Source organism: Mesorhizobium sp. CA12 (genome assembly GCF_020165255.1).
In the GTDB taxonomy this organism is placed as follows: Bacteria; Pseudomonadota; Alphaproteobacteria; order Rhizobiales; family Rhizobiaceae; genus Mesorhizobium.
Map to the genome: position 1 here is coordinate 701,380 of NZ_JAIUHT010000001.1, position 24,931 is coordinate 726,310.

Below are 24,931 nucleotides of genomic sequence, written 5' to 3' on the forward strand. Positions count from 1 at the left end.
ATGGCGAACGGCAACGGCGCCACGGCAGCGCAGGACACGAATGACGACGAAATCGTGCTTTCGGTTCGCGACGTTACCGTCGCGATCGGCGACAAGGTGATCCTCGACAAGCTCTCGCTCGATATCAAGCGTGGGGAAATCCTCGGCTTCGTCGGCGCTTCGGGCGCCGGCAAATCGGTACTGTTGCGCACCATATTGGGGCTGATGCCGAAGCAATCGGGGACGATCAGCCTGTTCGGCGTCGACGTCGACAAGGCCAGCGACGCCGATCGCCTGCGCATCGACATGCGGCTTGGCGTTCTTTTCCAGCATGGCGCGCTGTTTTCAGCGCTGACGGTGATGGAAAACGTGCAGGTGCCGATGCGCGAATATCTCGACCTGCCCAAGGCGCTGATGGACGAACTGGCCTTGCTCAAGATCGAGCTGGTCGGATTGCCTCCCGACGCCGCGCTGAAATTCCCGTCCGAACTGTCCGGCGGCATGATCAAGCGCGCGGCGCTGGCGCGCGCCCTGGCGCTCGATCCCGACATCGTCTTTCTCGACGAGCCGACCTCGGGGCTCGACCCGATCAGCGCCGCCGAGTTCGACGAGCTTGTCGTCAAGCTGCGCGACACGATGGATCTGACCGTCTACATGGTTACGCATGATCTCGACACGCTGTTCACCGCTTGCGATCACGTTGCCGTGCTCGGCAAGAAGAAGGTGCTGGTCGAAGGCACGATCGACGACATGCTGAAGAGCGACGAGCCGTGGGTGAAATCCTATTTCCGCGGAAAACGCGCCCGGCAACTTGATCTTGCGGCGCGCGCATAGCCATAAGTGGGGCGATGGAAACAAGAGCCAACTACATAATTGTCGGCATCTTCACGCTTGGCGCGATCCTGGCGGCCTTCGCCTTCGTCTATTGGACGGCCGCCATCGGCGACAGGGGCGAAACGGCGATGCTGCGCGTGCGCATCCCGGGCTCGGCCTCCGGCCTCAGCCGCGGCAGCCTTGTGCTGTTCAACGGCGTCAGGGTGGGTGACGTGAAGAACGTCTATATCGACGGCGACGATCCGACCGTCGCCATCGCCGACACCGAAATCGCCCGTTGGACGCCGATCACCAAATCGACGCAGGCCGATATCGGACTGACCGGCCTCAGCGGCCAGGCCAATATCGAGCTCAAGGGCGCCGATCCGAAGGAGACCAGGCTGCTCGACGAAGCGGAGAAGGAAGGCAAGGTCGCCGAAATCGTCGCCAATCCGTCCGCGGTCACCAACCTTTTGCAGACGGCGCAGAACATCTTTACCCGCGCCGACAAGGTGCTTGGCGAGCTCGAAGGCTTCACCAAGGACGTTCGCGGTCCGCTGACGCAGACGGTCAAGAACGTCGAGACCTTCTCGGACGCGCTGGCCAAGAATTCCGACGGCATCGACAAGTTCCTGTCGGCGGTGAGCTCGCTTTCGGATCAGCTGAAGAATGTCTCGGGCCGGCTCGACAGCACGCTGAAGGCCGCCGAAGGCCTGCTCAATTCCGTCGACAAGGACCAGATCAAGAGCATCGTGGCCAATGTCGACACGGTGACGACGAACCTGAAAGAGACGTCGAAGCAGTTCGATACCGTCATCGACAACGTCAACACGGCGGTCGGCTCGATCAACGATTTCGCCAAGCAGACGCAAGGGACATTGGCCAAGGTCAACAGCGTGCTCGACGGCATCGATCCGGCCGACGTCAAGGCCGCTTTGGCCAACATCCAGAAGGCCAGCGCCAACGCCGACAAGGCGGCGTCCGACATCGCCAAGGTCACCGACAAGATCGCCAACCGTTCCGACGACATCAACGAGACCATCAAGGACGCTCGCCAGCTCGCGCAGCGGCTCAACGACGCCTCGGTGCGCGTCGACGGAATCCTGGTCAAGGTCGACAAGCTCCTCGGCTCCGGCGAGGCCAACGGCGTCATGGCCGATGCCAGGGCGACATTGAAATCATTCAAGCAGGTGGCCGACACGCTGAACTCCCGCCTCGGCACAATCGTCGACAACCTGTCGCGCTTCTCCGGACAGGGCCTGCAGAACGTCGAGGGGTTGGTGCAGGACAGCCGGCGCTCGATCAACCGCATCGAGGAAGCGGTGACCGATCTCAGCCGCAACCCACAGCGCATTCTGTCCGGCGGCGCCGGCGAGGTCCGGCAGTTCGATGGAAGGGCACGGCGTTGACTTCGGCCGTCGCGACCGTCAAGAAATGAACCGCAAATGCGGGTTGATCGTAAGATCCGGGGACAGCGGGGATCACGCGTGAAGTCGATCGGGGTGGTTGCGGGTAGTTTGAGATCGTCCGCCGCAGCGTTGCTGGTGCTTGCGGTTGCCGGCTGCGCGGCACTGGGCGGCAAGCCGGCGCCGCTCGACACGTTTGATTTGTCCGCGCCGTCGCTCGATGTGCGTGCCCACAGCCGTCGCCAGATCCTGATCGCCCAGCCGTCGGCGCTCAAGGCGCTGGACAGCCAGAACATCGTCATCAGGCCTTCCGACCGGTCGATCCAGTTCCTCAAGGGCGCGCAATGGGCGGACCGGCTGCCGCTGATCGTGCAGGCGAGGCTGGCCGAAACCTTCCAGCGCTCCGGCAGCTTTGCCGGTGTCGGAAAGCCGGGCGAGGGACTGGCCATCGACTACCAGATCATCGTCGAGGTGCGCTCCTTCGAGGTGCGCGTCAATGGCGGCGAGCATGCCGATGTCGATCTCTTCGTGCGCATCCTGAACGACCGTAACGGCGAGGTGCGCGCCTCGAAGAACTTCACCGCGAGCGCCCCGGTCTCAGGCGGCGGAAATGCGGCTTACGTCGGCGCGCTGGACAGCGCCTTCGGCCAGGCGGCGGCAGACATCGTCCGCTGGACGGATTCGACGATCTGACAGCGGGCGCCAAGGCGCCGGGAAACCAATTCCATCGATCAACGGACAAAAGAAAAAGGCGGGCCGAGGCCCGCCTTTTTTGTCAGACTTGTCGGCCGCTCACTGCAGCCGGCCGCTGGCATGGGCCAGCATCGTGTAGACCTTGCCTGTGTCGGACGTCAGATAGGTCTGCGCCATGATGTTGTCGCGGTCGTTGCGCGAGACATCCTTGAGCAGCTTCTCGAAATCCTCGCAGTAACGGTCGACCGCGGCGCGGAATTCCGCCTCGGCCTGATACTTGCGGCGGATCTCGTCGAAGGTCTGCTGGCCCTTCAGCGTGTAGAGGCGACGGGTGAAGACGTCGCGCTCGCCCCGCCGGTAGCGGTTCCAGAGCTCGATCGAGGCGTCATGGTCGATGGCCCGCGCGATGTCGACGGAGAGCGAGTTGAGCGACTCCATGACATGCAGCGGCGAGCGCTGGGCAGGCGTCGCGCGCGGCGCTTCCGCCGGCGTTGCCGGCCGCAGCTCTTCCTCACGCGACGCATTGGTCAGGAGGTCGCGCACCCATCCGCCCTGCGCGGGCTTGCCGTTCGGATCGCGGCGCGGCGCCTCGGCGGGGCGTTCAAGATCGAGCGTGCCGCGCAGCGTGGTCTCCGCGAGCGGCGCCTGCGGAGCGCGGGCCGTTGGTTGCGATTGCTGCTGTGGCTGCGGGGCCGGGGGACGGCGCAGCGGCGGTTCGGCGGCTCGGGCCGGCGCCTGCGGAGCAGGGCGCAGGCCGCGTGGCTCGCCTTGTTCGCTGCTGCCGCTGCGACCGGATTTCGCAACGATATCCGACAGTTCCTTGAGCGCATTGATTTGCTCTGCGACAGCGCGACGAATGGCCGAGGTCGATTCCTTAGCCTCCTCCGGCATCTCGATCACGCCCTTCTTCAGCTCGGCGCGGGTAAGGTCGAGCTCGCTCTTGATCGAGCCTGCGGTGCGACGCATCTCTTCGGTCGCGTCAGCAAAGCGCCGTGTCGCCGAATCGACGACGTCGGCGATGGCGGCGCGGATCTTTTCCGCCGATTCCATCGTGCGGCCCTCCGCAGTCTGCATCGTCTGGCCGACGAGGTTTTCGAAGGAGCGCATCACCTTCTCGAGGTCTTCCGACTTCTTGACCAGGCCGACGGCGAGGTCTTCCAGCGAGGACTGACGCTCCAGCGTGTGCTCAAGATTGCTTTGCGCGGAACTGAGCAAATTCGAGGCGCTGGAGAGCAACCGGCTGTGTTCGTCGAACTTGGTCGCGATCGAGGCCACCTCGCGCAGCGTCGCCGAGGACAGGTCGGTGAGCCGTGTCGTGTTGGAATCGACCAGACGCGCCGAACTGGCGAAAGTCTGGGCGGCCTTCTCCGTGGTCGCGGCGAAGCTCTGCGTACTGCCGGAGAGCCGCTCCTCGACCTGGCCGAGATTGACGGCAGCCTGGTCGATCAATTGGCCGAGTTGCGCGCTGGAGGTCGTCATGCGGCCGATAAGATCGGCCACGCTGTCGGCAAGCGACGAGCGGGCGCCTTCGACGGCCGACAGCGTCTCGGCCGTGCGGCTGGCGAGAGCGTTGACGAGGTTCGTGTTCTCGCTGCGCAGCTTCTCGGCCGCCCGTTCGGTGACCTCTTCCATGCTGCGCTGCAGCTCGGAGCCGCCCTGGGCGAAGCGCTCGACCAGCGGTTTGGCCGTCTCGTCGAGGATTTTCGCCATCTCTGCCGAACGCGCCGCGAGCATGGTGTTGAGCTCGCGGGTGTTGGCGCCGATCGTGCGCGCGGCCTCGTTGGTGCTCTGGCCGATATGCTGGCCGACCGCCGTGAAGGTCTCGGCGATGACATTGGCGCGCGAGATGAGCTGGGCCTCGGCGCTGGAGACCTGCTCGTTGAGCTTCTGGCCCATGGTCTCGGCGCTGTAGGCGAGGCGGTTTTCCACGCTCGCCACCTGGTCCTCGACACGGGCGGCCGCGGCCGAGGCGCTTGCGGCCAGCCGCTCGTCGGCTCCCGCCAGCGCCTGCTCGATCTCGCGGGCATGCACGGCAAGCTCCTGCCCGGTCTGGCGGGCACGGTCGGCGACGCGCTGTTCGGTCGCGGCGAAGGCACCGACGATCGTGTCGGCATGCTCGCCGATGGTCGAGGTGCTCGAGGCGATACGCGACACCAAACGGCTGTCGGCGTCGTCGAAGATGCGGGCAATTTCGGACGCCCGCGACGACAGTGCCTCCGAGCCCTCGGCAATACGCGAGATCAGATGCTGGTCGGCGCTGTCGAAGATGCGGCCGAGGTCCGAGGCGCGGGCGGCCAGCGCTTCGGCCGATTCGCTGATGCGCATCGAAAGCCGCTCGTCGGCGCCCTCGAAGTTGCGCAGGATGTCGCCGGCACGGGCGGCCAGCGACTGCGCCGTCTCGACGGCGCGGGCAACCAGCTTCTGGTCGGCTGCATCGAAGGTGTTGGCGATGTCGCCGGCGCGTGCGGCCAGCTTGTCGGCGGTTTCCTCGGCGCGGGCCATGAGCGAGTTGGAGGCGTCGTCGGCTCGCGCCATCAGCATGTTGGAAGTATCCTGGGCGCGCTCGTGCAGGCGGCGGTCCGCCGCCTCGAAAGCCTGCGCGATGTCCTCGGCCCTGGCAAGCAGCGCGGCGGACGTCTGCTCGGCGCGTTCGGCGATCTTGCGGTCGGCGTCGCTGAAAGCCGCACCGGCCTGCTCGTGCAGGGTGCTGGTGATCTCCATGACCTTGTCGCGCAGCGCGCCCGCCACGAACACAGCGGTCTTTTCCAGCACGCCGCGGACATTGTCGACGCCGGTCGACAGCGCACGCTCCATGGTGCCGGCGCGCTCCTCGATGACACCGGTCTGCCGGCTGAAGGCCTGCTCGATCTTCTCGACATCGGCGGCAATCGCCGCCGAGATATCGCTGCTTCGGGCAGCGATCTGGTCGATATGGCCGGAAACCGAACGGTCGACGTCCTTGCGCGCATCGGCAAGCTTGACGAGATCGTCCTCGAGGGCCTTGGCCAGCATGTTGCGGCCCTCGGACAGCTTGCCAACATGGCCGGCGATGACGTCGTCGATCTCCGAGCGGCTTTCCGTCAGCTTCTGAAGGTCCGCTTCGAGGGCGCGCCTAAGGATATCGCGGCCTTCGGCGAGCTTCTCGACCTGGCCGGCGACCAGGCCGTCGATCGAGGAACGGCTTTCGGCGAGCTTGGCGAGGTCGGCTTCCAGCGCACGCTTGAGGATGTCGCGGCCTTCCGCGAGCTTCTCGACCTGGCCGGAGACCAGGCCGTCGATGCCGGCGCGGCTCTCGGCGAGCTTGGCAAGATCGTCCTCGAGCGCCTTGGACAGCGTCGCCCGGTTCTGCGACAGTTGGTCGGCATGGGTCTGCATGAGGCCGCTGGCATTAGCCATATCGGTCTCCAGCGCACGCGAAAGCTCGGCGCGATGGTCGGTGATCTTCTGCGAATGATCGACGATCGCGCACTGGATTGTGTTGAGGTCGGCCTCCAGCGCGCGCTTGAGGATGTCGCGGCCTTCGGCGAGCTTCTCGACCTGGCCGGCGACCAGCCCATCGATGCTGGAGCGGCTCTCCGCCAGCTTGGCGAGATCGTCCTCCAGCGACTTCGACAGCACGGAACGGTCCTGAACGAGCCTGTTTTGATGGTCGGCGATGGCGCCGCTGACGGCCTGCAGGTCGGTTTCAAGCGCTTTCGAAAGCTGTGAGCGATCTTCCAGCACCTTGTCCGAATGTCCCGCGATGGCACCCTTGATGGCGTTGAGGTCGGCTTCCAGGGCACGCTTGAGGATGTCGCGGCCTTCGGCGAGCTTCTCGACCTGGCCGGCGACAAGGCCGTCGATCGAGGCGCGGCTTTCGGCGAGCTTGGCGAGGTCGGCTTCCAGCGTGTGCGACAGCAGGCTGCGGTCCTCGGCGAGCTTGCCGGCGTGGCTGTCGATCAGGCCGCGGATGCCGCTCAGATCGCTTTCAAGGGCGCGGCTGAGCTCGCCGCGGTCCTCGGCGAGCTTGGTCGAGTGGGTCTCGATCAGGCCACGGATGCCGATGATGTCGGTCTCGAGCGCTTTGGCGAGCACCGCGCGGCCCTCGGCGATCTTCTCGACCTGACCGGCGACAAGGCCGTCGATGGAGGCGCGGCTGTCCTGCAGCTTGTTGAGATCGGCCTCCAGGGCGCGCGCCAGGATGTTGCGGCCTTCGGCCAGCTTCCCGACATGGCCGGCGACCATTTCGTCAATCATAGTACGAGCTTGGACGAGCCTGCCGGAGTCTTCGTTCAAGACCTGGGACAGGCGGTTGCGGCCTTCTTCGAGCCGCTCCAGATGGCTGCCCAGCGACGCATCGATGGCAGCGCGCGACTCGTTGACCTTGCGCAGGTCTTCTTCCAGCGCGCGCGAGATCAGGCTGCGGCCTTCTGCCAGCTTCTGCACCTGGTTGGTGACGGCGGCATCGATTGCCACGCGGCCTTCGGCGAATTTCGCCAGGTCCTCCTGCATGGCGGCCGCCATGCGCTCGCGGCTCTCCGAAAGCGCGCGGCTGTGGTTCTCGACGGCTTCCTCGATGCCGACACGGGCATCGGCCAGCCGCTGGATGTCGGAATCGAATGAGCGCGACACGACATGCCGGGCCGCTTCCATGCGTCCGGCGAAGTCGGTGGCGCGGGCTTCGAGCATGGAAGAGGTCGACGAGATGATGTCCGCCATGTCGGCGCCGATCTGCGTCTTGCCCTGGTCGATCATCGACGACAGTTGGTCCTTGCTCTCGGCGAAGGTGTGCGCGATCTCGCGGGCGCGCTCGACCAGCGTCTCGTTGATCTGGCGGGCGCGGGCTTCGAGGGCGGCGTTGAGTTTCTGCGTACCGGTGTCGAGCGCCTCGGCGCGGGTCTGGAATTCGCTGATCAGCGCCTGACCGCGTTCGGCCAGGGTCCGTTCGATGCCGCTGAGGCTCGTCTCGAACTCCGAACTCAAGGTACGCGCCGCGCCGCCGAGTAGCGAGACCATGCCGTTGGTGCGGTCGTCGAGCAGGTCGGTCAGCGAGCGTGTCAGGCCGTCCGTGGTGTCGGTGAGCTTGGCGATACGGGTGTCGAGAAGGCTCGCGAAGGCCTCGCCGGAGGTCGAAAGACGGTCCGTGATGTTGTCAAGGCGCGATTCCACCGAATCGAAGATCGACGTCGAGCTTTCATTGATGCGGTCGATCAGCGTGTCGCCGGAATTGTTGATCGTCATCGACAGCTTGGTCGACGCGTTGAGGATCGAGTCGCGGATGATGTCGCTGGCCGAGCCGATCTCGTCGCGCAGCGTCTCGTGAGCGCTGGCGATGGAGGCGCGCACGCGCTCGGCATGGGTGACGACCGCCTCGCGCTCGCTGCCGAGACCGTCGACCAGCGAACGGATGCGGGCCTCGTTCTCGGAATAGGAGCGTTCGAGCTGGCTGACTTCGCCGTGGACGAGCGTTTCGAGCTCAACCGCGCGGGCCAGGGTGCGCTCGATGCCTTCGCCCATGGCCGCCACCTCGCGGCGAACGGCCTGGCCGATCATCATGACACGGTCCTGGGCGAGGTTTTCGGGCTCCGCCAGGCGGAAGGCGACCTCGGTCATGGATTGCGCGGCGAGGCGCATTTCCTGCGCGCGCCGGATCATGGCGGCGAAAGCCCAGAACAGGATGACCGGAACGATCGCGGCAACCGCCAGGCCGATCAACTCGGGACGGGCGAAGAACTGGTCGACGGTACGGATCTTCCAGATGCCGGGACCGAACAACAGGTTGGCCAGGCCGCCGGCGCCGGCGATCCAGGCCAGCGAGATAAAGGCGATCACCCAGTAGACGGTGCTGGACGCACGGCGATTGAGGCTGTGCAGCAGCGTCTTGTAGTCCTTCTGTCGGTCATCATTGGCGGGCGTGAAGCCGGCTGGAGGCGTAAAGCCGGACGGCTGCCCATTGCGCGGCTCGACCGGGCGCAACTCGGCCGGCTTTGCAGCGGGCGCCCTCGGAGGCTGGGGGTTGGCAGGCTGGGGATTGTTTGCCGGCTCCGTCCTATGGCTGCGCCCTTCGCGCGCCAGCTCGTCGGCCGCCGCCGAAATCTGCGCCTCGAGATCCTCCATCGACGCCGCCATGTCGAGGCCGCCTTCGTCGCCGTTAAGGTCAAGGTCAAGCGCCTTTTCCAGTTCCGCGGCCACGTCATTCTCGAGAGACTTCGTCGTCGTTGGTTTCTTAGCCATGCCTTCGCTACCCTGTACTAGCTGCCGCGGGACTTATGATTTTGGCCTGATTCTGGCCCGATTCTGGCTTGTCTATCCCGCGCAGGAGGCTGAAAAATGGACCTTCGTATCGTAATGACACACAGGGGTAAAGAAAACATGCATTCCAGGCGATACGTAAAACTTTAAATATAAGGTTAACGGAGACGTGATCCGGCTGCCTCCGTGACAACATTTTTCCCTGCAGTCGTTAACCCGTTGGCGACCGGGAGCGCCTATTTTCGTGGGCCCGTCTGCCCGCTTGATGGAGTTGCAGTGCGTATGCGTGGCGAAAGTGGTATTGCGTTTTCCATGCCGGGGGGCGACGCCTCCGGAACGGCTGGAGCCCGACCGGTGGATCTCGGCCATCTGGCACGCCAGACAATGGGCGACCGCGACCTCGAACGCGAGGTGCTGGCGCTGTTCGTGCACCAGTCGCTGTCGGTCCGTGACCAGATCGCGGATGCCGACGCGAGGCAAAGGGTGCTTCTGGCGCATGGCCTGAAAGGCTCGGCGCGCGGTATCGGCGCCTTTGCGGTGGCCGACTGCGCGGCGATCATTGAAACCCAGCCGGAAGACGTCCGGGCGCTCAAGCGGCTCAGCACGCTGATCGAGGAAGTGCGCGACTTCATCGCCGGCATCAGCCGCTAGTATCCCGCCTTTCTGAAAAACGTCATTTCGTGGCGCTTTCGCGCCGCAGTTGACTTGTCCGGCAGAGTGATTATCTCGGCTGCGACTCCTCAGGTGACTTAATGACCAAGCTGACTTACATCGCCCATGACGGGACCCGATTTGACGTGGAAGCCGAAAACGGCTCGACGGTGATGGAAAATGCAATCCGCAACGCGGTGCCCGGCATCGAAGCCGAATGCGGCGGCGCCTGTGCCTGCGCGACCTGCCATGTCTATGTCGACGAAGCATGGACAGCGGAGGTCGGCGAGCCGGAGGCGATGGAGGAGGACATGCTGGACTTCGCCTACGAGGTCCAGCCGAACTCACGCCTCTCATGCCAGATCAAGGTGCGCGACGCGCTGGACGGGCTGGTGGTTCGGGTCCCCGCGCGCCAGGGTTAAGGCGCGTCGATATTCAGGTGAGGCCGGCCTGCAAATGGCGACTTCCTGCGCTTCGGCCTTTGCCGGCCGAAGCACTCACGAATGGCGTGGCGGTTAAAATAAGCTACGGCCGGCGTAGGCCGGTTCTCGGACGTCACCCAGTATGGTCGCTTTGCGCCCGTCTTCGACTCCGACTCGGCCTGACCTGAATCTCGTCACACCTTGGCTGCTTCCCAATATTCTTTCGCGCCGGCAGCTTGGCAGCGGCCCATAGCTCATGCAGTCTCGCCGCATTCCCAATCAGGGCGCAGCGCATGACCGATACCATCAAAACGGACGTTCTCATTGTCGGGGCAGGGCCGATCGGCCTGTTCGCCGTGTTCGAGCTCGGTCTGCTCGACATGAAATGCCATCTGATCGACATTCTCGATCGTCCCGGTGGCCAATGCGCCGAGCTCTATCCTGAAAAGCCGATCTACGACATTCCAGGCTGGCCGATGATCTCCGCGCAAGGCCTGGTCGACAAGCTCATGGAGCAGATCCATCCGTTCAAGCCGGACTTCACCTTCAACCGCATGGTGTCGAGCCTTGAACAGCTGGAGGACGGCAGTTTCCGCGTCGCTACCGACGAAGGTGAATTGTCCGAGGCCAAGGTGGTGGTGATCGCCGCTGGCGGCGGCTCGTTCCAGCCCAAGCGTCCGCCCATTCCGGGCATTGAGGAGTACGAAGGCAAGAGCGTCTTCTATTCGGTCCGACGCATGGAGGAATTTCGCGGCCACGATCTCGTCATCGTCGGCGGCGGCGATTCGGCGCTCGACTGGACGCTCAACCTGCAGCCGATCGCCAAGAGCGTGACGCTGGTGCATCGCCGCCCGGAATTCCGGGCCGCGCCCGACAGCGTCAACAAGATGTATGCCATGCATGAGATGAAGCAGCTCGAATTCCTGGTCGGCCAGGTCAGCGGCCTTGCGGGCGGCGGCGGTCAGCTGTCGTCGGCGACCATCAAGGGCGGCCCGGATGGCGACGTCGAGGTGCCGTGCACCCGCATGCTGCCATTCTTCGGCCTCACCATGAAGCTCGGGCCGATCGCCGAATGGGGCCTCAACCTTCACGAGAACCTGATCCCCGTGGACACCGAGAAGTTCCAGACGTCGATCCCGGGTATCTTTGCCGTCGGCGACATCAACTGGTATCCGGGCAAGCTCAAGCTGATCCTGTCAGGCTTCCATGAGGTGGCGCTGATGGCGCAGGCCGCCAAGCGGATCGTCAGCCCGGGCGAGCGCATCGTCTTTCAGTATACGACCTCGTCGACCAGCCTGCAGAAGAAGCTCGGCGTGCATGATTAAGGCGTATAGATATTCAGGTGATGCCGGACTGCGAACGGCAGCTTCCTGCGCTTCCGGTGCTCACGTACTTCAAGTACGCTCCGCTCCGGTTCTCGGAAACTGCCCTTCTCGACTCGGCCTGACCTGAATCTCAACACACCTTCAAGCGATCTACTCCGCAAGCGCGGGCGCGGTTTGCTCGTCGTGGCCGCGCAGTTCCTTTTCGGGCATCAAGCCCAGCGTGATCAGCGCCAGAACGAGCGTTGCTCCGGCGGCGACGAAGATCATCACGAACGGCAACGCCGATGCCTGATGGATATGCGTGTGCGAGCCTTCTGAGGACAATGGCAGGCCGTAGCCGAGCGCGACGGCGCCGAGCATGGCCACGCCGAGCGCGCCGCCCAGCGTGCGCAGGAAGGTCAGAACGCCCGTCGCGACACCGAGATGCGCGCGATCGACGGCATTCTGGACCGAGACGGTGGCAACCGGGAATGTCGTTCCGCTGCCCAGGCCGATCAGAGTGGTCAGGATTTCCACCTCGAGCAGCGAGGCGTGTTCCGCAATGGCACTGAGCACGCCGATGCAGACGATGGCCAGGCCGACGCCGATCATCGCGATGCGCTTGTAGTGGACAAAGCGCGGGATCGTGCGGCCGCTGAAGGTCGCGCCGGCGACCGTGCCGAGCAGGAGGCCGAGCATCGCGGTGCCGGATTCGCTGACCGAAAGCCCGACGACCGATTGCAGATAGACCGGCAGGTATACCGAGGCGCCGATATTTGCGGCCTGCAAGAGGAACATCGACAACGTGCCGGCGAGCACGATCGGGTTGCCCAAGACTTCGAGCGAGATCAAAGGCTCGGCCGCCTTGAGCAGCCTGAGCGCGAAGAAGGCCCAGAACACCGCCGAACAGGCAACCAGCCCAAGGATTTCGCGGGAAAACCAGGGATAGGCACTGCCGCCCCAGCTGAGCGCCAGGAGCAGAAGCGTTGTGGCGATAACCAGCAGCACGGCGCCCAAGCCGTCGATGCGATGGTTCTTGGCCGCGATCGGTAGCTTCTTCAGCGGGTTGTTGACGATGGCCATGGCCAGGAAGCCGATCGGCAGGTTGATCCAGAAGATCAGCGACCAGTGCAGATGCTCGGCAAACACGCCGCCGAGCAGCGGGCCGGCGACGCTGGCGACCGCCCATGTGCCTGCGATCCAGGCCGCATAGCGGGCGCGCTCGCGCGGCGGCACGAGGTCGCCTATGACCGTCTGGGCCAGCGCGAAGAGACCGCCGCCGCCGGCGCCCTGGATGGCGCGGCCGATGACCAGCACCAGCATGTTGGGAGCGAGCGCGCTGACCAGCGACCCGAGCAGGAAGACGAGGATGGCGGCGTAGATGACAGGGCGGCGCCCGTAGACATCGGAAATCTTGCCGTAGAGCGGCGCCATCGCGGTCGCGGTCAGAAGATAGCCGGTGACGATCCACGGCAGATATTCGGCATGGCCGAGCGCGCCGGCGATCGTCGGCAGGGCAGGGGCTACGATGGTCTGATCGAGGGCCGCCAGCAGCATCGACAACAGCACGCCGCCGATGATGGCATTCTTCTCGCTCTCGCTCATCATCGGCGCGGCTTTCGGCGCCATCGCCTGGTTCTCGACGGTCTGGTCCATGCGTCATTCTTTCAAAGGCTGGTGCTTGGTGCGCCAAGACGGCTTTGGCCGGACGCACCTGTCATTTCTCATCGTGGACCCGAGGCTTTGGCGCTTCGAACCCGCATTATGTCGTTCGATATAGGCCGATTTCGACCATCACTCGAAAGTTTTTCCGGTCTGGCACCATGCTTGGATGAAATTGGCCCCGGACAGGGCTCGGCTCTCAAGTCAAGGCGGCGGCAGCTGGCCGGCTTCGACACGCTCCATCCGGTAGCGCATCAGCCGAAGGATACGGCTTTCGAAATTGACGCTCTCGACGCGGTCGAAGCGGACCTGGTCCTGATCGTGCCTGGCGAGCTCGGCTGCCTGGACCGCGGCGGCGTTGAGCTTCGCCTGCTCGCAGGTCTTTTGCGGTGGGAGTGCCTTCAGCGCATCCTCGAGCAGGCGCGCATGGTTCTTGGCGATCTCGACATGGCGCTCCTCATGCCGCTTGATGTCGGCCGAGAGCGTGTCCCAGACCAGCCTGACGCCGGGATCGGATTTGCGCGGGCGCCGCCATTCGGGGAGGATTACCTTGACCTTCAAGGTGACGGCCGCGTCGGCGATGCGGCAGGACCCGGCGCTCTGCGCGTAGCTGATGCGGGTGGTGAAGGCCATTTGCGTGGCGCCGGGATGCCGCGAGCCGGTGCTCTTCACCTCGGGGCCGTTTCTCGACAGCTGGTTCTGGATATCGTCGAGCGTGCGGCCGCCGACGCTGAAATAGCTGTAGGTCTTGACCAGACTGGCCGCGCCCGCCGGCAGGGCAGTGAGCGAGAGCATCAGGGCGCAGAGCAGGGAGCGGTTCATCATATTGCCTCTTCACGCACCTTGCTTTAGGGCCGTCGCCAGCGCAACGGAATTGATTTCGCGCGGATCACGCATGGTTGATGGACAATGACGACAAGGCGATGGCAGCTGGCGCATGGACGCTATCTCGACCTCGGTCCGAAGGCGGTCGTCGCCGGCATCCTCAACGTGACGCCCGACAGCTTTTCGGACGGCGGCCTGTTCATCGCGCCCGAGAAGGCGCTGGAGCAGGCGCACCGCATGGTGAAGCAGGGCGCGGCGATCATCGACGTCGGCGGGGAATCGACGCGGCCCGGTTTCGCCCCGATCTCCGCCGAGGAAGAACAGGCGCGCGTGCTGCCGGTCATCGCGGCGCTCGCCGCTTCCGGCGAGGCGCTGATCTCGGTCGACACCTATCGCGAGGACACCGCGCGGCTTGGCGTCGCCGCCGGCGCCCATATCGTCAACGACGTCTGGGGGCTGCAACGTGAGCCGGGCATCGCGCGCGTCGCGGCCGAGACAGGCGCCGGGCTCGTCATCATGCATACCGGGCGCGAACGGCAGAAGCTGCCCGACGTGATCGAGGACCAGTTCCTGTTCCTGCGCAAATCGCTGGAGATCGCGCGCGCCGGCAATGTCGCCGACAGCCAGATCGTGCTCGATGCCGGCTTCGGCTTCGCCAAGGAAACGGCGGAGGAAAACCTCGACCTGATGGCGCGTTTTTCCGAGCTTCAGGCGCTCGGCTACCCGTTGATGGCCGGAACCTCGCGCAAGCGCTTCATCGGCACCGCCACCGGGCGCGATCCCGCGGAACGGGCTGCCGGCACGGCGGCCACCAGTGTCATCCTGCGCTTGAAGGGAGCCGACCTGTTTCGCGTCCACGATGTCGCAATCAACGTGGATGCGCTGGCGGTCACCGATGCTATGCTTCAACGCGAAACCGAGCTTCCTCCCGGACACTGATCATGTACCTCATCCGCATGAAGAACTGCGCCTTCTTCGCCCGCCACGGCGTGCTGGACGAGGAGGAGACGCTTGGCCAGCGTTTCTACGTCGATGCCGAGCTGACGGTCGAGCCCAGCCGGCCGCTGACTGAGGATTCCATCGAAGACACCGTCAATTATGGCGTCGCCTTCTCGGTTATCGAAAAGATCGTGACCGGACATCGCCGCTTCCTGATCGAGGCGCTGGCGCTGGAGGTGGCGAAGGCGCTGACAGCGCGATTCTCGCAGATCAGGAAAGCCGCGATCACCGTGCGCAAGCCGAACGCCCCGGTGCCGGGCGTGCTCGATCATGTCGAGGTGACCGTTGTCTGGCCAGAATAGCGCCGTCTACCTCAGTCTCGGCGGCAATCTCGGCGAGCCGGCGAAGTCCATGGGCGCGGCATTGCGCATGCTGGACGGCGACGACGCGACGCGCGTCACCGCCGTCTCGTCGCTCTACCGCACGCCTCCTTGGGGCAAGCTCGACCAGCCCGATTTCCTCAATGCCGCCGCCGCGATCGAGACGGCGCTTTCGCCACGCGCGCTGCTTGGGCTTTGCCTCGATGTCGAGAAGCGGCTGAAGCGCGTGCGCGAGGAGCGCTGGGGGCCGCGCCTCATCGATATAGACATCCTGGTGTTCGGCGACCGGGTGATCCACGAGACCGGCCTCGAAGTGCCGCATCCGCGCATGCTAGAACGCGCCTTCGTGCTGGCGCCGCTGGCCGAGATCGCGCCAGGGCTTTCCGTCGGCGGCAGAAGCGTATCGGAGCGGCTCGAAGCCGTCGATACGTCCGGCATCGAGCGGCTGCCTTCGGGCCGCGAATGGTGGCTCGCTTAGGTCAGCCGGCCGGTTAGCCGGAAAACCCGCCGCCGTCCAGAAAAGCCTGCTCCTCGGCCGTCGTCGCGCGGCCGAGCATGCGGTTGCGGTGCGGAAAGCGACCGAAGCGCTGGATGATCTCCAGATGCTCATTGGCGTATTTAAGATAGTCCGGCGCTCGCTTGGCGGTGAGTTCCACCGACCGTTCCTGATCCGCCAGCAATTCGGAATGCTCGAAGGGCAAATAGAGGAAGACGCGAACCGGTTCTTCCAGCTTGAGGTCCTGACCGGCGGCGATTGCCCTGTCGGCGAAGTATCTGGCGAGCGGATCGGTCGCGTACATGTGGCCGGTGCCGCGGAAGCAGTTGCGCGGGAACTGATCGAGCAGGATCATCAACGCCAGCGACCCTTCGGCATGCGCATTCCAGTCGTCGCATTCGCGCCGCGCAGCGGCGTAATGCAGCTCGAGAAAGCGGCCGCGGAAATCGGCATCGAAGGCGTCGCTCTTTTCGAACCAGGCGTCCTCGCCGGCGTCGCGCCAGAATGCGATGACCGAAAGCGCTCGCGGATCAAGCTCTGCCATATTTGCCTCTCAGTTCTTGGTCTCTGCCTGGTTCAGCACGACGGCGGTTTCCTGGTTCAGCGCGCGGCCGGCGCGGCGTGGCTGCGTGAGCGGCGTCGGGATCGGCGTGCCGATATTGCCCTTGAGGAAACGCTGGCCGGCGCGCACGCCCTCGGCCAATTGCGTCTCGAAGCGCGCTTCGTCGCGGCGTCGCACATCCTCAATGACTTCGGCGACCTCCTCGGGATCGACGCCAAGCGCCTCCAGCGCGGAGCCGCCGAAGACCAGCGCCGATTCGAAGGTCTCGCGCAGCTGATAGTCGACGCCGGCGCGCACGAGCTGCAGCGCGGTGCCGCGGTCGAAGGCGCGCGCCAGGATGGTGACCAGTGGAAATTCGGCCTTGATAAGCTGCGCGATGCGCACGGCGGCGTCGGGCTTGTCGACGCAGATCAGCACCGCGCGGGCGCGCCCGGCGCCAGCCGCATGCAGGATGTCCAGCCTCGTGCCGTCGCCGTAATAGACCTTGAAGCCGAAATCGGCCGCCGCCTGGATCATCTCCACCTCGTTGTCGATGATCGAGACGTCCATCCCGCGCAGCAAAAGCGGCTGGCTGGCGATCTGGCCGAAGCGGCCGAAGCCGATGATCAGCACGCTGCCGGTGAGGCCGTCGGCGATGTCGACGCCGTCGAGGGACTGCTCGTCGCGCGGGGTGAGGTAACGCAGCGCCAAGATCGCGAGCGGCGTCAGCACCATCGAGATGATGACGATGGCAGTCAGCGTGGCGTTGGCCTGGCCGTCGATGATGCCGACTGCGGCAGCGGACGAATAGAGCACGAAGGCGAACTCGCCGCCCTGCGCCATGAAGACGGCGCGTTCGAGCGCCTCGCGATGGCCGCTTTTCAGAATGCGCGCGACGACGTAGATGCCGAATGCCTTCATGACCATGTAGGCGACGACATAGATGGCGATGAGCCGCCAGTTCTGGGCTACGACGCCAAGGTCGAGCGACATGCCGACGGCGAGGAAGAACAGGCCGAGCAGGATGCCGCGGAACGGCTCGATATCGGCTTCGAGCTGGTGGCGGAAGGTCGATTCCGACAACAGCACGCCGGCGAGGAAGGCGCCCATCGCCATCGACAGGCCGGAGAGCTGCATGGCCAGGGCCGATCCCAGCACCACCAGCAGCGCCGCGGCGGTCATGACCTCGCGGGCGCGGGCATCGGCCAGGATGCGGAAGAGCGGATTGAGCAGGTAACGGCCGGCCACGACCAGTCCCACGATCGCGGCGATGCCGATCCCGACTTCGGTCAGCCGCTCCGAAAGGCTGGTTTCGGCGCCGCCGGGTGCAAGGAATGCGATAAGCGCGAGCAGCGGCACGATCATCAGGTCTTCGAGCAGCAGGATGGAGACGATGCGCTGGCCTTTCGGCGTGGCGATCTCGCCGCGCTCTTCGAGCAACTGCATGACGATCGCCGTCGAGGTCAGGACGAAGCCGGCGCCGGCGACGAAGGACTGCGCGATGGGAAAGCCGCCGGCCAGTCCGACCAGTGTCAAAAGCACCGCGCAGACGCCGACCTGCAAGGCACCCAGGCCGAAAATCTCGCGACGCAGGCCCCAGAGCCGCGACGGCTGCATCTCCAGCCCGATGATGAACAGGAACATTACGACGCCGAGCTCGGCGACGTGGAGGATTGCTTCCGATTCAGAAAAGATGCGCAGGCCGAACGGACCGATGACCACGCCGGCGGCGAGGTAGCCGAGGATCGAGCCCAGTCCCATGCGCTTGAAGATCGGCACAGCGACGACGCCCGCGGCGAGCAGCGCCACAACCTGCACCAGATCGCTACTCGACGCTTCAACTGCCATGCCTGTCGTCCCGTTGCTCGAAGCACTCCTTGCATGCCCCGGGAGCGAGAGGCAAGGGCGGGCGGACTGACTTGAAGGGTAGGGTGCCGTTGAAGCGGCCTCCGCTTGCCTGCCGGACGTTCGGCATATACAGTAGCCGAATGCCTGACTATTCGTCCCGCCCGCCTCTGCATATCCCGATGGATGCGCTCAGCGAAGTCCTACAGGACTTTCGTTTGAGTGGGGTCAACTATGGCCGCTGCGAGCTCCGGCATCCATGGAGCATCGCCTTTCCGCAACAGAAGCTGCTTCGCTTTCACTTTGTCGGCCAGGGTCCATGCTGGATTTATACCGAAGCGGAAGGCTGGCAGGAGTTGCGCGATGGCGATCTGGTGCTGTTGCCGCAAGGCATCGCCCATCGGCTGGCTAGTGCGCCGGACGTTGTCGACGACTCGCTCGAGAGTTGCCAGGTTACCAGGTTGGGGAGCAATGTCTGTGAGGTGGTGCGGGAAGGGACGGGCGCGACAAGCACCCTTTTCTGCGGCTCCATGGCCCTGGGCGTCTGTGCGCTCAATCCACTGATCACGTTGATGCCATCTATTATCAAGGGGTGCGATGTGGCCGGCAACGATCCGGTCGTCCGTCCTTTGCTGGCGGCTATGACGGCGGAGGCCGCGCAACCGCAGATGGGCAGCGCCACGATTCTGTCCCGCATGGCGGACTTGCTGACCGCCCGGCTTATCCGCTGCTGGGTCAATTGCACTGGAGCTTCGACCACCGGCTGGCTTGCAGCCATCCGCGACCCCCATATCGGCCGCGCTCTGGCAGCCATGCATCGAGACCCCGGGCATAACTGGACCCTGGAAAGCCTTGCCGCCTTGGCAGGCCAATCGCGCTCGATTTTCGCCGAGCGCTTCAGCGCTGTGTTAGGGGAGGGCGCTGCCCACTATCTCGCCCGTCTGCGGATGCAGCTTGCCCGCGAGTTGCTCGGGCAAAACGGCCTGTCGGTTGCCGAGGTCGCTACCCGTTTGGGCTATGATAGCGAAGCATCCTTCGCGCGCGCGTTCAAACGCATCACCAATGTCTCGCCAGGCGTTGTGCGCCGCACAATTCCCGGACGAACGGACATGAATTTCGGATTATAAGATACATATCATCCGAGAAGACTCGTCTATTGAAGACCTCCAGACTTTGGAGATCTTTCAGTGACAGACACAACTTTACAGCTTGAAGACGCGGCGATAGACCTCGATGACGCCGCGCCAGCCCCGTGGAACGCAGCCACCTGGTTTGCGGTCATTTCATTGGCGGCCACCAGCTTTGCCCTGGTATCAGCCGAATTCCTGCCGGCAGGCCTGCTGACGCCGATGGCGCGGGACCTCGGCATCAGCGAAGGAACCGCCGGACAGGTCGTCACCGCCACGGCTTCGGTCGGCGCCGTGACGGCCATGTTGAGCAATGTTCTCATCGGACGATTGAACCGCAAGACGGTGCTGGTTGGCCTCAGCGCCTTGGCGGTCGGTTCCAACCTCCTTGCCGCGCTAGCGCCCAATTTCTGGCTGTTGCTGCTGGGCAGGGCCGGGCTCGGAATCGCTCTCAGCGCATTCTGGGCACTCTCGGTTGCCGTCGTGGCCAGGCTGGTCGGCGCCAATGCGACAGGTCGGGGCATGGGCATCGTCACCCTCGGCGTCTCGCTCGCCACCATTGCCGCCCCGTCAATGGGGGCGTTGATCAGCGACTGGCTGGGATGGCGCAGCGCCATGGCCTTGACGGCGGGGTTGGCGGTGATTGCCATGCTGCTGCAGTTGGTTAGCCTGCCGACCCTGCCTGCCACGGCCAGCAATAGTCTTGCGGATGTATTTCGGCTGACACGGCGGCGTGGCATCCAACTCGGCATGCTGGCCATTCTTTTGCTGATGACGGGGCATTTTGCCGGCTCTGTCTATGTGCGCCCCTTCCTCGAACACGTGACGCTCCTCGCCACCGGGCCAATTGCCCTGGCCCTGCTCGGATTTGGCATCGCGGCTGTGATCGGCAACGTCGCCGGCGGCCGTATGGCCGACGCCAATATCCGCATGGCGCTCGCGGGCAACGCCGCATTGATGGCGTTTGCGGCGCTGGCATTGGTGCTTTGGGGCGTGCACATTGGCGTCGCGTTCACATTCGTCACGCTTTGGGGCTTGGCCTTCGGCATGGCGCCGGTGGTGCTGCCGACCAATCTGTCCCGCGCGGCACCTGATGCGCTGGAAGCTGCGGGTAGCCTGATGGTCGTCTCCTTCCAGGTTGCCATCACCATCGGCGCGGTTGTCGGCGGCTATGTCGTGGATACCCATGGCGCCACGGGACCTTTGACCCTTACCGCCGTCCTTGCCGCATTGACCGTCGTGCTGGCGCTGCTACAGCCTCGCGAGTGAACTTTGCTCCAGCTGACATGGAGCGTCTCATCGTTTCACGAAAACGGTGAGACGCACTATCTCTTTGTTTTCGGGGCTGAAAACCGTTTCGCACATTTCCTGGGATTGCTCTAAAGCCGTCGCGCCTGAATGGCCTCGTACGACGCGCTTTAGCTTGTTGCTTTATGCCTGTCGTCGACCCAAAACCGCTGCGCGCTTTGGGCGACATGCATCGGGCGGCCTCAACACGGACGCCGCGACGTTGCAACCCGATTACACAAGTTTATGCGGCCCGGTCGTTGCGTCACGCCACAATCAGCGGTTATGGCACGTTCGGCTTCGGCCAGTGGAGGCAGCGGCGATGGGCGGCTGCCTTTTTTGAGGAGATGATTGACATGAAGAAGTTTTTGCTCGTTGCCATCGGTGTTGCGGCGTTGGCCGGGTCGGCTTGCTCCAAGGGCCCGGAATGCACGCAGGAAATCGCCGCCAAGAAGGCGCAGGACATGGCTGCCGCGCTCCAGCAAGCCGTCACCAAGGATCCGAGCAAGGCGGCTGATTTGACCGCCAAGGTGCAGGCTGTGACGACGAAATATCAGGGCGCCACGACGCTCGACGAAGCCTGCAAGGCCTATGACGAGCTGACCGCCACCATCAAGGGTTGAGCCCAGCCGTCGACAATTCGAAGGCGGTGGCCGGTCGGTCGCCGCCTTTTTCTTGCGCGGCGCTTCGGAGGAGACGCGCTATGCGATACCCATCGTGCGCTTATGGTCGGCGATCTCGGCGAGCAGCCAATCCTGGAACAGGCCGGTGCCTGGCTTGTTTCCGATGCTGCGGCGCTGGTGCAGGTAGATTCCGGCGGGATAGGTGTGGCGGGCGCTGAACGGGGCGACAAGCTTGCCTTGCTGCAAAAGGTCCTGCGCCATCATGGTGTCGGCCAAAGCGATCCCCGCGCCGTTTATCACCTCGCGCATGATCAAGGTGCAGTCATCGAGCGTCGTGCTGGATTTCGGCGTGGCGTCCAGAACGCCTTCCTGTTCCAGCCAGCGCCGCCAGCGCATGCTCTCGCATTCGTGGATGAGGTGATGATTGACCAGATCGGCGGGCGTTCTGAGCGGCACCGGTCCCTCAAGCAGCGACGGCGCGCAGACTGGCGTCAGAACGAGCGGGATCAGCAGCGTCAGGGCCGGGCCGGCCTTGTAGACGAACTCGTCGACAATGGCCAAATCGAAGTTGGCGCGCTTGCCCGACGTCGAGATCTCCAGGTTCACGGACGGATGCAGCTTGCGGAAATTCGGCAGCCGGTCCGCCAGCCAAAGGTTCAAAACCGCCGGCACGCAGAGAACCCTGACCCGCTGGGTCCTGCCGTGACCATGGACGAAGCTGACATCGTCGGTGGCGCGCCAGATAGCCTCGAATGCTTCGGAGAGGCCGCGCGCATAATATGAGCCCCTGATGGTCGGTGTGATCTGGCGAAAGCCGCGCTCGAACAGCTCCTGGCCAAGGTTCTTCTCGAGCGCGCGGATGTGGCGGCTGACGGCCGAGGGCGTCAAATGCAGCTCTTCCGCTGCATCCTTGATGCTGCCGAGACGCGCGGCGGCCTCGAAAGCGCGCATGCCATTGAGTGAGGGCAGGGCCATTGGCCGATCATGAAATGTCAGTTGAGTTTTTGTCAATCGACTTGGGCAAAATTGGCGTTTGATCGCTTGGCCGGTTCGGGGATACCCAAAAGGCAAGAGCGACCAAGTCGCCATCCGAAAACGATTGTTTGGGCACTCCGATGCCATTCCACCAGCGGCGGAAACCGGTATGACCGGCTTCCGCCGGGGACCGGCGAAGCTTTGCGTATGACGCCAGCTGAGCCTCGGCGGGGCGCCCCAGAATGGGAGAATGAGCTTCTATGCCTCAGTCGCCGGCGCCGGTCTTTGAAGCGGCGGAGGAGATTTCCGCGGAAACCTCGGTCGTCGTGATCCTGCAAACCGCTCAAAACGGTTTTGGGCTCCGGGCAGCGGCGCTCGATGCTGAAATGGACGGGATCTTGTCCCGAGCGTGTTCCGAGCCGGCCGCGCTTGAGGAGTCCGGCGCCTGTGTCGATGTTATCACCCCCAAGGCGATGTCGGCCCGGCGCGTGGTGGTGCTGGCTTTGGGCAAGGCCGAGGCTGTAACCACGCTTTCCCTGGCGCGGGCCGGCGGTTTGCTTGCGGAGCATCTGGAAGGCAAGGGCGAATGCGCGGCCACCCTGATGCTGGACCCGCTCGCAGGTGTCGACCTGCCCGCAGCGGAAATACTGGCGCGGGTCGCGCTCGGCATGCGGCTGCGGCGCTATCGTTTCGACATGCGCAACCGGCGTCAGGGAGCAGGCGCCGACCGCACTTTGCGGGTGCAATTGATCGGCGCGGCCGGTCCGGAGCTGAAGGCGGCGCTGACACGGGTCTATGCCATCGCGGACGGCGTCGAATATGCGCGTACGCTGGTCAACCTGCCGCCGAACCATCTCCACCCAGACAATTTCCACGACCACCTGGAGCCGCTGCGCGAGGCCGGTATCGATGTCGAGATCCTCGATGGGGCACGGCTGAAGGAGCTCGGCATGAATGCGATCCTGGCCGTCGGCTCCGGCTCGGCGCGACCGCCGCGCGTTGCGGTCCTGCGCTATCGCGGCAAGGGCGCTCCCGTGCAGCCGCTGGCTTTCGTCGGCAAGGGCGTCTGCTTCGATTCTGGTGGTCTGTGCATAAAGCGCGGCGAGCAGATGTTCGACATGAAGGCCGACATGGGCGGCGCGGCCGCCGTTGTCGGGCTGCTGATCGCGCTTGCCCGGCAAGGCAGCCCGGTGCATGCCGTCGGCGTGCTTGGCATTGCCGAGAACATGCCGTCCGGCACCGCGCTCAAGCCGCGCGACATCATCACGACGGCGTCGGGCCAGACCGTGGAAGTGTTCGACACGGATGCGGAAGGCCGGCTGATCCTGGCCGACTGCCTCTATTATGCCGCTTCGCGCTTCAATCCCTCGGTGATCGTCGATCTGGCGACGCTGACCTATTCGGTGATGCGGGGCCTCGGCTCGGTCTTCGCCGGACTTTTCAGCACCGACGACACCATCGCCTCGCGCATGATCGCGGCGGGGGAAAAGGTCGGCGAGCGGTTCTGGCAACTGCCGCTCGACCGGGCCTATGACGAGGGGCTGCAATCGCCCTTCGCCGACATCCGTCACCACGCCAAGGACATGGAAGACGGCGACGCGCCCTATGCCGCGGCCTTCCTGCGCAATTTCACCGAGGATCGTCCCTGGGTGCATCTCGACATTGCCGGCAAGGAACTGGCCGACAAGGACCGGCCGCTGGGCCGGGAAGGCGCCACGGCTTTCGGCGTGCAGATGCTGGAAGAGTGGGTGCAGTCCGGCTAGGCGGCGAACTAGGCGACAGCGAGATGTCTTCAACCACTGAGGGAGCCGGGATGTCGTCCGAGATCGTCAGCAAGGAAGGGCGGGCCGGCTTCGGCGCCTATGAAACCTGGTATCGGATCAGCGGCGAGCTCGATGCCGGCAAGGCTCCGGTCGTCATCCTGCATGGAGGGCCGGGCGCCGCGCATAATTACGTCGATGCCTACAAGCTTCTTGCCCGGGGCGGCCGTGCGGTCATCCACTACGACCAGCTGGGCTGCGGCAATTCCACCTTGCTGCCGGAAAAGGGCGCCGACTTCTGGACGCCCCAACTCTTCATCGACGAGCTGGAAAACCTCGTCGACCATCTCGGCATCCGTGGCGGCTTCCATGTGCTGGGTCAAAGCTGGGGCGGCATGCTGGGCGCCGAATATGGCGTGACCAGGCCGAAGGGCCTGAAGTCGCTGACCATCGCCAACTCGCCGGCATCCATGAAGCTTTGGGTCGAGGAGGCCAACCGGCTGCGCGCCGACCTGCCCAGGGAAGTCCAGGAGACGCTGACGAAGCACGAGCAGGCCGGCACGACGGACGATCCGGCCTACCAGGAAGCGACGATGCGGTTCTACGAACAGCATGTCTGCCGGGTCGTGCCGTTCCCGCCCGAGGTGACGGAAACCTTCGCCCAGATCGTGCGCAATCCGACCGTCTACAATGTGATGAACGGCCCGAACGAATTCCACGTTATCGGCACGCTGAAGAGCTGGAGCGTCATCGACCGCCTGCCGGCCATCGAGGTTCCGACACTCCTCATCTCCGGCCGGCACGACGAAGCCACACCCGCGACCGTGCAGCCCTTCAAGGACGGCATCAAGGGATCGCGCTGGCAGATATTCGAGCATTCCAGCCACATGCCGCATGTCGAGGAGCAGGAACTCTGCATGCGTGTGGTGGGAGACTTCCTGGACGACAACGACAACAGAAAAGGGGAATGAC

Annotated in this window: 20 protein-coding genes; 14 read left to right on the top strand and 6 right to left on the bottom strand. The window is 64.5% G+C overall.

Features of this window, described 5'->3' with window-relative positions:
* The 3 genes from LB520_RS03350 to LB520_RS03360 are packed head-to-tail and all read left to right on the top strand — an operon-like array spanning position 1 to position 2,891.
* Positions 1-813 carry an ABC transporter ATP-binding protein gene (locus LB520_RS03350; protein ID WP_140694926.1) on the top strand — a complete coding sequence of 271 codons (813 nt, stop codon included), beginning with the start codon at positions 1-3 and terminating at the stop codon, positions 811-813.
* A gap of 14 nt (positions 814-827) precedes the next feature.
* On the top strand, positions 828-2,201 hold the full coding sequence (locus LB520_RS03355) for an MCE family protein (RefSeq protein ID WP_224602486.1): 1,374 nt from the start codon (positions 828-830) through the stop codon (positions 2,199-2,201).
* A gap of 36 nt (positions 2,202-2,237) precedes the next feature.
* Complete coding sequence (locus LB520_RS03360; RefSeq protein WP_224636425.1) at positions 2,238-2,891, top strand: ABC-type transport auxiliary lipoprotein family protein; 654 nt, start codon at positions 2,238-2,240, stop codon at positions 2,889-2,891.
* 99 nt (positions 2,892-2,990) lie between these two features.
* Here the strand turns inward: LB520_RS03360 and LB520_RS03365 are convergent, their stop codons facing one another.
* Positions 2,991-9,104: a kinesin gene (locus LB520_RS03365; RefSeq protein ID WP_224636426.1), complete on the bottom strand. Its 6,114-nt coding sequence runs from the start codon at positions 9,102-9,104 to the stop codon at positions 2,991-2,993.
* A 300-nt stretch (positions 9,105-9,404) separates the two neighbouring features.
* Here LB520_RS03365 and LB520_RS03370 point away from each other — a divergent pair, with 300 nt between their 5' ends.
* The 3 genes from LB520_RS03370 to LB520_RS03380 all read left to right on the top strand — a co-directional run bounded on the left by LB520_RS03370 (position 9,405) and on the right by LB520_RS03380 (position 11,520).
* Positions 9,405-9,773, top strand: coding sequence for an Hpt domain-containing protein (locus tag LB520_RS03370; protein WP_140542794.1), 369 nt, complete (start codon positions 9,405-9,407; stop codon positions 9,771-9,773).
* 101 nt (positions 9,774-9,874) lie between these two features.
* Entirely contained in the window at positions 9,875-10,195 is a 321-nt protein-coding gene (locus tag LB520_RS03375) for a 2Fe-2S iron-sulfur cluster-binding protein (protein ID WP_095765250.1), read from the top strand.
* A 293-nt stretch (positions 10,196-10,488) separates the two neighbouring features.
* A complete protein-coding gene (locus LB520_RS03380; protein ID WP_224636427.1) occupies positions 10,489-11,520 on the top strand; it encodes an NAD(P)/FAD-dependent oxidoreductase in 1,032 nt (343 codons plus the stop codon).
* Positions 11,521-11,670: 150 nt separating this feature from the next.
* On the opposite strand, the gene LB520_RS03385 is transcribed toward LB520_RS03380, so the two are convergent.
* Positions 11,671-13,155: an MDR family MFS transporter gene (locus tag LB520_RS03385; protein ID WP_224636428.1), complete on the bottom strand. Its 1,485-nt coding sequence runs from the start codon at positions 13,153-13,155 to the stop codon at positions 11,671-11,673.
* A 210-nt stretch (positions 13,156-13,365) separates the two neighbouring features.
* Entirely contained in the window at positions 13,366-13,986 is a 621-nt protein-coding gene (locus LB520_RS03390) for a DUF922 domain-containing Zn-dependent protease (RefSeq protein WP_095765253.1), read from the bottom strand.
* A gap of 84 nt (positions 13,987-14,070) precedes the next feature.
* Between LB520_RS03390 and folP the strand changes: the two genes are divergently transcribed.
* The 3 genes from folP to folK are packed head-to-tail and all read left to right on the top strand — an operon-like array spanning position 14,071 to position 15,783.
* Positions 14,071-14,925 (top strand): dihydropteroate synthase, encoded by an 855-nt coding sequence (gene folP / locus LB520_RS03395; RefSeq protein ID WP_224532040.1) that lies wholly within the window; start codon positions 14,071-14,073, stop codon positions 14,923-14,925.
* Between the two features lie 2 nt (positions 14,926-14,927).
* Complete coding sequence (folB, locus tag LB520_RS03400) at positions 14,928-15,287, top strand: dihydroneopterin aldolase (protein WP_095765255.1); 360 nt, start codon at positions 14,928-14,930, stop codon at positions 15,285-15,287.
* On the top strand, positions 15,271-15,783 hold the full coding sequence (gene folK, locus LB520_RS03405) for a 2-amino-4-hydroxy-6-hydroxymethyldihydropteridine diphosphokinase (protein ID WP_224636429.1): 513 nt from the start codon (positions 15,271-15,273) through the stop codon (positions 15,781-15,783). Before folB ends, folK begins: the two co-directional genes overlap by 17 nt.
* Positions 15,784-15,796: 13 nt before the next feature.
* Here folK and LB520_RS03410 read toward each other — a convergent pair whose 3' ends face one another.
* Together LB520_RS03410 and LB520_RS03415 are read right to left on the bottom strand one after the other, a co-directional pair.
* On the bottom strand, positions 15,797-16,345 hold the full coding sequence (locus tag LB520_RS03410; protein WP_224636430.1) for a DUF924 family protein: 549 nt from the start codon (positions 16,343-16,345) through the stop codon (positions 15,797-15,799).
* Positions 16,346-16,354: 9 nt separating this feature from the next.
* Complete coding sequence (locus LB520_RS03415) at positions 16,355-18,190, bottom strand: monovalent cation:proton antiporter-2 (CPA2) family protein (RefSeq protein WP_224532037.1); 1,836 nt, start codon at positions 18,188-18,190, stop codon at positions 16,355-16,357.
* A 140-nt stretch (positions 18,191-18,330) separates the two neighbouring features.
* On the opposite strand from LB520_RS03415, the gene LB520_RS03420 reads away from it, so the two are divergent.
* The 3 genes from LB520_RS03420 (at position 18,331) to LB520_RS03430 (ending at position 21,224) form a co-directional block, all read left to right on the top strand.
* Positions 18,331-19,314, top strand: coding sequence for an AraC family transcriptional regulator (locus LB520_RS03420; protein WP_224636431.1), 984 nt, complete (start codon positions 18,331-18,333; stop codon positions 19,312-19,314).
* A 60-nt stretch (positions 19,315-19,374) separates the two neighbouring features.
* The gene (locus LB520_RS03425; RefSeq protein ID WP_224636432.1) at positions 19,375-20,583 is read left to right on the top strand and encodes an MFS transporter; all 1,209 of its coding nucleotides are present in this window, start codon (positions 19,375-19,377) and stop codon (positions 20,581-20,583) included.
* Positions 20,584-20,957: 374 nt separating this feature from the next.
* The gene (locus LB520_RS03430) at positions 20,958-21,224 is read left to right on the top strand and encodes a hypothetical protein (RefSeq protein WP_224636433.1); all 267 of its coding nucleotides are present in this window, start codon (positions 20,958-20,960) and stop codon (positions 21,222-21,224) included.
* Positions 21,225-21,302: 78 nt separating this feature from the next.
* Here LB520_RS03430 and LB520_RS03435 read toward each other — a convergent pair whose 3' ends face one another.
* On the bottom strand, positions 21,303-22,199 hold the full coding sequence (locus LB520_RS03435; protein ID WP_095765261.1) for a LysR substrate-binding domain-containing protein: 897 nt from the start codon (positions 22,197-22,199) through the stop codon (positions 21,303-21,305).
* Between the two features lie 260 nt (positions 22,200-22,459).
* Between LB520_RS03435 and LB520_RS03440 the strand changes: the two genes are divergently transcribed.
* Both LB520_RS03440 and LB520_RS03445 read left to right on the top strand, forming a co-directional pair.
* Positions 22,460-23,962, top strand: coding sequence for a leucyl aminopeptidase (locus LB520_RS03440; RefSeq protein ID WP_224636434.1), 1,503 nt, complete (start codon positions 22,460-22,462; stop codon positions 23,960-23,962).
* Positions 23,963-24,012: 50 nt separating this feature from the next.
* On the top strand, positions 24,013-24,930 hold the full coding sequence (locus tag LB520_RS03445) for a proline iminopeptidase-family hydrolase (protein WP_224636435.1): 918 nt from the start codon (positions 24,013-24,015) through the stop codon (positions 24,928-24,930).
* Position 24,931 lies beyond the last annotated feature (1 nt).